The organism is Mycobacterium sp. (assembly GCF_049280035.1).
GTDB lineage: Bacteria > Actinomycetota > Actinomycetes > Mycobacteriales > Mycobacteriaceae > Mycobacterium.
In genome coordinates, this window is record NZ_JBAPPI010000897.1 from 1 (window position 1) to 9,175 (window position 9,175).

General features: G+C 65.9%; 11 protein-coding genes. 5 read left to right on the top strand and 6 right to left on the bottom strand.

The annotated features are described in order from the left end of the window. Positions 1-654 (top strand): septation protein SepH (gene sepH, locus WAN71_RS28500; protein WP_422228536.1); only part of this gene is annotated, 654 nt, incomplete at its 5' end. Here the strand turns inward: sepH and WAN71_RS28505 are convergent. From WAN71_RS28505 to WAN71_RS28515, 3 genes are read right to left on the bottom strand one after another with little or no spacing between them, the layout of a single operon-like run. Continuing rightward, entirely contained in the window at positions 651-923 is a 273-nt protein-coding gene (locus tag WAN71_RS28505; protein WP_422228537.1) for a DUF2537 domain-containing protein, read from the bottom strand. The genes sepH and WAN71_RS28505 overlap by 4 nt on opposite strands. Next, positions 920-1,741, bottom strand: a complete 822-nt coding sequence (locus WAN71_RS28510; protein ID WP_422228544.1) for a TrmH family RNA methyltransferase — start codon at positions 1,739-1,741, stop codon at positions 920-922. The genes WAN71_RS28505 and WAN71_RS28510 overlap by 4 nt, the downstream gene beginning before the upstream one ends. A gap of 29 nt (positions 1,742-1,770) precedes the next feature. Further along, complete coding sequence (locus WAN71_RS28515; RefSeq protein WP_422228538.1) at positions 1,771-2,202, bottom strand: MarR family winged helix-turn-helix transcriptional regulator; 432 nt, start codon at positions 2,200-2,202, stop codon at positions 1,771-1,773. A 218-nt stretch (positions 2,203-2,420) separates the two neighbouring features. On the opposite strand from WAN71_RS28515, the gene WAN71_RS28520 reads away from it, so the two are divergent. Both WAN71_RS28520 and WAN71_RS28525 read left to right on the top strand, forming a co-directional pair. Continuing rightward, entirely contained in the window at positions 2,421-2,702 is a 282-nt protein-coding gene (locus WAN71_RS28520; protein ID WP_422228539.1) for a DUF2530 domain-containing protein, read from the top strand. Between the two features lie 27 nt (positions 2,703-2,729). Further along, a complete protein-coding gene (locus WAN71_RS28525) occupies positions 2,730-3,185 on the top strand; it encodes an SRPBCC family protein (protein ID WP_422228540.1) in 456 nt (151 codons plus the stop codon). Here WAN71_RS28525 and WAN71_RS28530 read toward each other — a convergent pair. Then, positions 3,182-3,973 carry a DUF3027 domain-containing protein gene (locus WAN71_RS28530; RefSeq protein ID WP_422228545.1) on the bottom strand — a complete coding sequence of 264 codons (792 nt, stop codon included), beginning with the start codon at positions 3,971-3,973 and terminating at the stop codon, positions 3,182-3,184. The two genes, WAN71_RS28525 and WAN71_RS28530, sit on opposite strands and share 4 nt — an antisense overlap. 106 nt (positions 3,974-4,079) lie before the next feature. Between WAN71_RS28530 and WAN71_RS28535 the strand changes: the two genes are divergently transcribed. Together WAN71_RS28535 and WAN71_RS28540 are read left to right on the top strand one after the other, a co-directional pair. Next, on the top strand, positions 4,080-5,762 hold the full coding sequence (locus WAN71_RS28535; protein ID WP_422228541.1) for an MFS transporter: 1,683 nt from the start codon (positions 4,080-4,082) through the stop codon (positions 5,760-5,762). 26 nt (positions 5,763-5,788) lie between these two features. Further along, positions 5,789-6,262 carry a DUF2771 domain-containing protein gene (locus tag WAN71_RS28540; RefSeq protein WP_422228546.1) on the top strand — a complete coding sequence of 158 codons (474 nt, stop codon included), beginning with the start codon at positions 5,789-5,791 and terminating at the stop codon, positions 6,260-6,262. Here the strand turns inward: WAN71_RS28540 and WAN71_RS28545 are convergent. Together WAN71_RS28545 and WAN71_RS28550 are read right to left on the bottom strand one after the other, a co-directional pair. After that, positions 6,259-7,260: a glutathione S-transferase family protein gene (locus WAN71_RS28545; RefSeq protein ID WP_422228542.1), complete on the bottom strand. Its 1,002-nt coding sequence runs from the start codon at positions 7,258-7,260 to the stop codon at positions 6,259-6,261. The two genes, WAN71_RS28540 and WAN71_RS28545, sit on opposite strands and share 4 nt — an antisense overlap. A gap of 1 nt (position 7,261) precedes the next feature. Then, positions 7,262-9,175, bottom strand: a 1,914-nt coding sequence (locus WAN71_RS28550) for an acyl-CoA dehydrogenase family protein (RefSeq protein ID WP_422228543.1), incomplete at its 5' end; no start/stop codon positions are given.

Consider the following 9,175-nt stretch of genomic DNA (forward strand, 5'->3'; position numbering starts at 1 on the left):
GTGCGCGGCGACGGGGCCCGGGTGGGTCAAACCCATATCGACATCGAGGTCACCAGCATGCTGCGTCCCAAGGAAATTCAGTCCCGCATCCGCGCCGGCGCATCCGTCGAGCAGGTGGCGGCGGCCGCCGGGGTGGATATCGAGCGCGTTGAGAGGTTCGCTCACCCGGTGCTGCTGGAACGCTCGCGCGCTGCCGAGCTGGCAACTGCCGCACACCCCGTCCTCGCCGACGGTCCCGCGGTGCTGACGCTGCTGGAAACCGTCACGTCGTCGCTGCTGGCGCGTGGCCTCAATCCGGACATCACCACGTGGGACGCCTGGCGTAACGAGGATGGCCGCTGGACGGTCCAGCTGGGCTGGAAGGCGGGGCGTTCCGACAACCTCGCCCATTTCCGCTTCTGCCCGGGCGCGCACGGCGGAACGGTCACCGCCGTAGATGATGGGGCCAGCGAGCTGATCGATCCCAACTTCGACCGTCCGCTGCGGCCGGTGGCCCCGGTCGCCCAGCTCGACTTCGAGCAGCCCGCACCCGCACCAGTGGAAAGCCCGACGGTCGAACCCAAGAGCGAGCCGACGCGCAGCCGGCGCGGCAAGCCACCGGTACCGGCATGGGAAGACGTGTTGCTGGGTGTCCGGTCCGGCGGTCAGCGCTAGCGGAACAGCTCCATCGACACCAAAGTCAACCAGCCTGCTGTCACACCCAGTCCGACGCCCAGCACCAACCACCGCAGTACTGCGGTATGCCGCCATCCCCATAGCGTCGGCGCCAACCCCCCGGCCGCGACGATATTGAGCCCCACGGCCAACAACGGGTGCACCCGGATCAGCCCCAGTCCCAGCACCACGACGGCGACCCCGGTCACCGCGGCGACAAACCCGGCCACCGTCAAACCCGTTGCCCACGGCGTGGATTCGTCGGTCATCGATCGAGCCTAGCCCGCTCGTAGAAGGCCAGCGCCGCCGCGGTGGCGACGTTAAGCGAGTCGGTGCCGCGTGACATCGGGATGCGTACCCGCAGATCGCTTGTGTGCAGCACAGCGCGGCTCAAGCCCGGCCCTTCCGCGCCGACCAGCACCGCGACCCGCTCGTCACACACCGCCGCCATTGCCTCGGGCAACGATGTCGCGTCGGGGCTAGGGGTCATCGCTAATAACCGAAACCCCTTCTCGTGCAATGTCTTCAAGTCCGCCGGCCACTCGGTCGCCCGTGCATACGGCACCAGCAGGGCATGACCCATGGAGACCCGCACCGCACGGCGATACAGCGGATCAGCGCAGCCGCTGCCGAACACCACCGCATCGACGTCGAGCCCCGCGGCGTTGCGAAAGATCGCGCCCAAGTTCTCGTGGTCGTTGACGCCCTCGAGCACCACCACGGTTCGAGCGCCGTCGATTACCTGCGCGAGGCTGCGCTCGGGCGCACGACGCGCGGCGGCCAGCACCCCGCGGTTGAGATGAAAGCCGACCACCTCGGCCATCACCTCTGCAGACACCCGATAGAAGGGCGCGGGGTTACCGGCCAGATCTGCCGTGAGCTCGGCGAGCCTGCGGTCGGTGCCTAGGAAAGCTAGTGGCGTAAAAGGCGAGGCCAGCATGCGCTGCACCACCAGCACACCCTCGGCGATCACCAGCCCCTTGCCGCTCGGCAGGTCGGGCCGACGATCGATGCTGTTCAAATCCCGGAAAGAATCCAGCCGCGCGTCGGCCGGATCGGTGATATCGGTGACGACCACACCATCGATGCCGTCGGCGCGGTCAAAACTGGCTGGACTCAAGGGCTTTCGTCGACAAGGGCCAAGATCAGGTCGGCGGCACCGCGCAACGTATCGCGTTCGGCGCCGCCCAGGGTGTCGAGCCGCTGCGCGAGCCACTCCTGGCTGGCTCGGCGTTCGGCCTCAAGAAGTTCGGTGCCGGCAGCAGAGACCGAAACCAAAACCTGCCGACCGTCGTCGGGATGCGCAACGCGGTCCACGAAACCCAGGTCGGCCAACGAGGCGATTACCCGCGTCATCGACGGCGGGCGAACCCGTTCCCTGATAGCCAGCGCGCCCGGGGTCATCGGGCCGTAGTTGGCCAATGTCGCCAGCGCCGACAGCTGCGACAACGACACCGGGGACTGCGGCCGCCGAAACCGCAACTGCCGTGACAGCCGCATTACCGCCAACGACAGATCGCTGGCCAACCGGCTATCACTATCGATCACAGCGCGAACGTTACGACAGAACGTCCGATCGTCCACAGGGAATCACCGACTCGGGGCCCGCCAAGCATGCCCAATTGCCCGACTCTCCCCCGCAAGCGGGAGGTGCCCCCACCTCCGGCCGCGGCGCGGCCGGCATCGTCGTCGGGCTATGCCCAATTGCCCGACTCCTCCTCCGGCCGCGGCGCGGCCGGCATCGTCGTCGGGCTATCGTGAACCCGATGTCTGTCGAGCCAGGCAAAAGCCTCGATCCGCCAATGCTGCCCGCTGCGCTGCTGGACGTATGGCCGGTCATTGCCCTCGGCGCACTGGCCTGGCTGGTTGCCGCCGTGGCCGCGTTCGTCATACCCGCCCTGGAGACCTGGCGGCCGCTGACATTGGCCGGGCTGGGAATCGGGGTGCTGGGCACAAGTATCTTTCTGTGGCAGCGTGATGCTGCGCGCCGTGGCGCGCGTGGCGCACAAACCGGGTTGCAGTACCAACCCAACCCTGACCGAGAATAATGGCCCGAGCTAGGAGGTATGCGTCCAATGGCAGCGCCGCTGTTGCAAGCGCAAGTTGATATCAAGGCACCGGTCTCGAAAGTCTGGTCGCTGGTTAGCGATTTCCGCCGCATGCCCGAGTGGAGCCCGCAATGTCGGCTGATGCGGCCGCTCGGTCCGGTCCGCCACGGCACCCGCACCATTAACTTCAACCGCCGCAACTATCTGTTCTGGCCGACGACATGCACCGTCCTTGAAGTGATCCCGGACCAGAAGCTGGCATTTCGGGTCAACACCAATAACACGATCTGGAGCTACGAACTGCAGCCGATCCCCGAGGGAACCCGCGTGATCGAGAGCCGGCACGCCGAGAACGGGACGAAGCCGGTGTCGAGCATGGCCGTGAACACGCTTTTCGGCGGCACCACGAACTTCGAGCGGGAACTCGTCGACGGCATGAACGCCTCACTGGCCAAGATCAAAGCCGCGGCCGAGAACAGCTAGCTGAGGTCTGCGGGCTTCTCGGTGATATCGAGCACCCCGTCGTCGTAGGGGTCATACATCGGCGAGCCGCTGCCGGCGGGAGCCGGGGTGTCGGAATGCGCACCGCAACCGTATTCGGATTCGACCACGTGCCCATCCTCGGACAACTCGTTGCCGCATACCCCGAACATCGCGCCCAACGACCCGGCAAGCGGCAGAAAGAAACCGCAATCGCGGCATACCCGTTTAGTCGATTGCGCCATCTGCGAGGACGGGCCGTAGTCACCGTCGTGCCAGCGTTGCGCCGCCTCCGAGCGGCCCCACGCGCTCATCACTTGACGCCGTCCCAGACCGATTTCTACCGCGGTGTCGTCAACCTCCGGATCGCCGGTGGCAAGGTACCCGGGCACCAACCGCGGATCATCGGGCAGCGGCGCAAGCAGATCTCCTGGGCTGAGGTCGCCCGGCCGGATGCGCCGATCCCAGGGCACCCATTCCGGCGCCAACAATGACGTCGGGCCCGGCACCAGCACCACCTCACTGATGGTCGCATGATCAGCTCCGGGAAAAGCGGCCACGACGACGGCCCACTGCCAGCCCCGATAACCAGGCAATTGGGCTAGAAAACGGTGGGTTGCGCTGGTCGGATCTTCATAGCCGACACCGAGGTAGTCGCCCACCGTGTCGGCGCCACTGAACTCGACGATGGCCGCCCGCGCCGGCTCAACGGCACCGGTGAGGACGGTCGCCAACTCAGGCGACCACTCTTCGGTGGTCGCCGCAGCCGACTCCGGAGTGGGTCGGGTCACGTTGTCCGCTGTTTCCATACGCCCTTAATACTGCCGTAGAGCCGTGGTGTCCGGCCACACCGGCTGCCTACACATCGCATCGGCCGACATCTGTGAGAATTGGGGCATGGCTGGACGGCGGCGTGATCACCCGGATACCGGCCGGGCGTCTGCCGGCCGCCGGACCCGCACCGGGCCCGCGGCCGAGCACCCCGGCATGGCCAACTATCCAGCTGACGAGCCGGACTATCGGCGACGGGACCATCAACGCCGCCCGCCACCGATGCCCAGCGCCAACCGCTACCTGCCGCCGCTGCACCACCAGCCCGAGTCCGACCGTCGCAGTGCGCCACCACCTGGTGGCGCAGGCGCCGAGAGGGTCACCGTCACCCGCGCGGCCGCGCAGCGCAGCCGCGAAATGGGTTCGCGGATGTACGGGTTGGTGCAGCGCGCTGCCACCGCCGACGGCGCCGACAAGTCCGGGCTGACGGCGCTGACCTGGCCGGTGGTGGCCAACTTCGCGACCGACGCCGCGATGGCCGTCGCACTGGCCAACACGCTGTTCTTCGCCGCAGCCACCGGGGAGAGCAAGGACAAGGTCGCGCTCTACCTGTTGATCACGATCGCGCCGTTCGCGGTTGTCGCGCCGCTGATCGGTCCGGCACTGGACCGGCTACAGCATGGCCGGCGGGTCGCGCTGGCGGCGTCGTTTGCGCTGCGGACCGGGTTGGCGGTGGTGCTGATCAGCAACTACGACGGCGCTACCGGAAGCTTCCCCTCGTGGGTGCTGTATCCCTGCGCGCTGGCAATGATGGTGCTGTCGAAGTCGTTCAGCGTCCTGCGCAGCGCGGTGACACCCAGGGTGATGCCGCCGACGATCGACCTGGTGCGGGTCAACTCCCGGCTGACCATGTTCGGGCTGCTGGGCGGCACCATCCTCGGCGGCGGCATCGCCAGCGGAATCGAGTATGCCTTCGCCCGCCTGTTCCATTGGCCCGGCGCGTTATTCGTCGTCATTGCGGTGACTGTTGCCGGCGCCTTGCTGTCCATGCGAATTCCACGCTGGGTCGAAGTGACCGAGGGTGAGGTTCCCACCACCTTGAGCTATCGCGCCCGCCAACCGGGCAAAAGCTGGTCCGAGGAGTTCACCGGGGCGCTTCGACAACCGTTGGGCCGCAACATCATCACCTCGTTGTGGGGCAACTCCACCATCAAGGTCATGGTCGGATTCCTGTTTTTGTACCCGGCCTTTGTCGCCAAAGCGCGCGACGCCAGTGGGTGGGTGCAGCTCGGCATGCTGGGACTTATTGGCGCTGCGGCGGCCATCGGTAACTTCGCCGGCAACTTCGCCAGCGCACGGCTGCGGCTGGGCAGGCCCGCGGTGCTAGTGGTGCGCTGCAACGTGGCGGTGACCGTGGCGGCGGTGGCCGCCGCGGTGGCCGGCACGTTGCTGACCGCCGCGATCGCAACGTTGATCACCTCGGGGTCGAGCGCGATTGCCAAGGCCGCACTGGACGCATCGTTACAGGACGACCTGCCCGAGGAATCGCGCGCATCGGCGTTCGGGCGGTCGGAATCGACGCTGCAGCTGGCTTGGGTACTCGGCGGCGCGCTGGGCGTGTTGCTCTACACCGAGCTGTGGGTCGGCTTCAGCGTCGTTGCGGCGGTGCTGATTTTGGGGTTGGCGCAGACCGTGGTCAGCTTCCGCGGCGATTCGTTGATCCCCGGCCTGGGCGGAAACCGGCCGGTGATGGTCGAGCAGGAAGGTGGTCAAGGCGGCCACGATGCCGCGGCGGTCTCGTGGGAGTGAAGCCAACGGCGAAGTTGGGCATCGCGATGCTGCTCGCGGCTTTGCTGGTATTCGCAGCAGCGGCTGCGGGAGTCGGCGCCTGGGCGCTCTCCCGGGGGCGCGGTCCACTACACCCCGAGATCAGCGCGTATTCGCACGGTCAGCTGACCCGAGTCGGACCATATCGATACTGCAAAGTGCTCGACCTCAACGATTGCGAAAACCCAGGGGCGCAAGGCGAGTTGCGGGTGAATGCGCGTGATCCGGTCCAGCTTTCGGTGCCGCCGGCGATTGGCCGGGCACCGTGGTGGCTGCTGCGGGTCTATGAAGATGCGGTCAACCCAACGACGACCTTCTACCGGCCCGACAGCCGCCTGGCGGTCACCATCCCCACCGTCGATCCCAAGCAGGGGCGGCTGACCGGGATCGCCGTCCAATTGATGACTGTGGTCGTCGACCAGGCCGGCGAATTGCACGGTGCCCCTCATGCGGAATGGTCGGTGCGCACCGTCTGGGGCTAGGCGCCGTGGCCGACGGGGACCTGTTCGCCGGGAAGTGGCGGCCCCGGCGGTGTGCCGTGACCGAAGGGCTTGCCGCCCAATGCTTCCCGGCCATGCGGCGTCAACCAGTTGGCCAGCTCGGGCCCCTTCGGCACGATACGGGTCGGGTTGATGTCGGCGTGCACGATGTAGTAGTGCTGCTTGATTTGGACGAAGTCGACGGTATCGCCGAAACCCGGCGTCTGGAACAGGTCACGCGCATAGGCCCACAGCACCGGCATTTCGGAAAGTTTGCTTCGATTGCACTTGAAGTGCCCGTGGTAAACCGGGTCGAAGCGAGCCAAGGTCGTGAACAACCGGACATCGGCTTCGGTGATCGTCTCGCCCACCAGAAACCGCTGGTTTTCCAGTCGATCGCTGACCCAGTCCAATGCCGTGAACAACCTGTCGTAGGCCGCGTCGTAGGCCTGCTGCGAGCCTGCGAAGCCGCACCGGTACACACCGTTGTTGATTTCGGTGTAAACCCTTTTGTTGACCTCGTCGATCTCGTTCCGCAGCGGCTCGGGGTATAACTGCGGAGCGCCGTCGCGTTGGTAGGCAGTCCATTCCGTTGACAGGTCCAACGTCAGCTGCGCGAAATCGTTGGTGACCACAGCGCCCGTCGGCACGTCGACGATTGCCGGGACGGTGATGCCCTTGGGATAGTCGGGAAAGCGTTTGAAATACGCGTCCTGCAGGCGAGGGATCTTCAATACCGCGTCGACGCCACCCGGGTCGAGGTCGAAAGTCCAACTGCGCTTGTCATGAGTGGGGCCGCAAAATCCAATGGAGATAGCACTTTCCAGCCCCAGTAACCGTCGGACGATGATCGCGCGGTTGGCCCATGGACAGGCGCGCGCGACGATCAGTCGATACCGGCCCGGCTCTACCGGATAGTCGTCCCGGCCGTCGGCGGTGATGCGGGTCGCGATGTAGTTGGTGTCGCGGGTGAACTCGCCAGCCTCGGCGACGTATGTCATCTCAGGAGTCAGCCACGGTCAGGAACCGCCGAGCCAAGTCGCGCTCGGTGGATGCACCAGCTTCCCACTGCGCGATCCATGGTCCGGTGCCCTCGGACTCATCGACAATCCCGTCTTCTAACCAGGTGTAGCGACCCTTCAGCACGTTGCGCGCCAACGCGGCGTCGGTGCTGTCGGTGTTGGTCCACAACGCGCTGAACAGCGCCTCGACCCGCAAGGTGGCCTGCTGACAGAACGCCTCGGCGAGCTCGTAGGCCTCTTCGCCCTTGGCCGAGTCTGCTACCCGCAGGGCCTCGGCTCGCACGCACGCCGCCGACATCGCGAACAGTTCGGCGCCGATGTCCACCACCCGGAAGAGGAATCCCTGCTTTTGCTCCAGTGCCGCTTGCCAGCGCGCCATTCCGTAGAAGGTGTTGCGGGCCAGCTTGCGCGCGGAACGTTCCACGAATCGCAGATGTGTCGCCAATCGGCCGAACTCGCGATACGCCGTTGGCCGTTGACCCTCGCCGAAAACCAATTGCGGCAACCACTTCGCGTAGAACCCACTCGCCCCAACGGCTGCCTTGGCCTTTTGCCGCACGTCGGCCTTGGGATTCGCGAGATCGCCGGCTGCGGATAGGTGGGCGTCCACCGCCTCACGGGCGATCAACAGCCGCATGATCTCACTGGAGCCTTCGAAGATGCGGTTGATCCTCAGATCGCGCACCACCTGCTCCACCGGCACGGCACGCTCGCCGCGCGCCGCGAGCGACTCGGCAGTCTCATAGCCCCGGCCGCCGCGGATTTGCAACAGTTCGTCAGCCATCAGGCAGGCCATCTCGCTCGACCACAGCTTGGCCAGCGCCGCCTCGATCCGAATGTCGTTGCGGCCCTCGTCGGCCATCTGGCCGGACAGCTCCAACACCGATTCGAGCGCGTAGCTCGTTGCGGCCATGAACGAAATCTTTTCTGCGACGGCCGCGTGTTCGCCGACCGGTTTGCCCCACTGCACCCGCTCGCACGACCACTCCCGCGCAATTTTCAGACACCACTTGGCAGAACCGGCTGCGATCGCGGGTATCGAGAGCCGTCCGGCGTTCAGGGTGGTCAATGCGATCTTCAGCCCGTCGCCTTCCCGGCCGATCAGGTTTTCCGCGGGCACCCGGACGCGATGCAGCCTGGTGAGACCGTTTTCGATCCCGCGCAACCCCATGAACTTGTTGCGCCGCTCCACGGTGATGCCAGGTGAATCGGCCTCGACGACGAACGCGCTGATCCCGCCTCGGTGCCCATCGCTCTTGGGCACGGTGGCCATCACCACCAGCAGATCCGCGACCACACCGTTGGTCGTCCATAGCTTCACGCCGTCCAGTTCATAGGCTTGCCCGTCGTCGACCGGAGTCGCCGTCGAGGCCAGCCGCGCCGGGTCGGAGCCGACATCCGGTTCGGTGAGCAAAAACGCCGATATCGCCCCGGCGGCACACCGCGGCAAAAACTTCCGCTTCTGCTCTGGAGTTCCGGCCAGCTTCAGCGGTTCGGGTACCCCGATCGACTGATGCGCCGAGAGCAACGCACCCAGACTGGCATGCACGGTCGAAACCATCTGCAGTGCACGGTTATACGCGACTTGCGACATGTTCAGGCCGCCGTACTCGGACGGGATTTTCATGCCGAAGCAACCGAGCTCGGCAAGGCCTTTGACGTATTCATCGGGGATCTGCGCATCGCGTTCGATGACGCTTCCATCGATGGTGTCGAGGAACTCCCGCAGCTTGTCGAGGAACGCGCGGGTGCGCGCCTCGTCTGCGTCGCTTGGTTTGGGAAACGGGTGGACGAGCTCCAACGGAAAACGACCGAGAAACAGTCCCTTGGCAAAAGAAGGTTTGTCCCAACCACTTTCGCGGGACTCCTCGGCGAGAGCTCTCGCTTGTTCCTC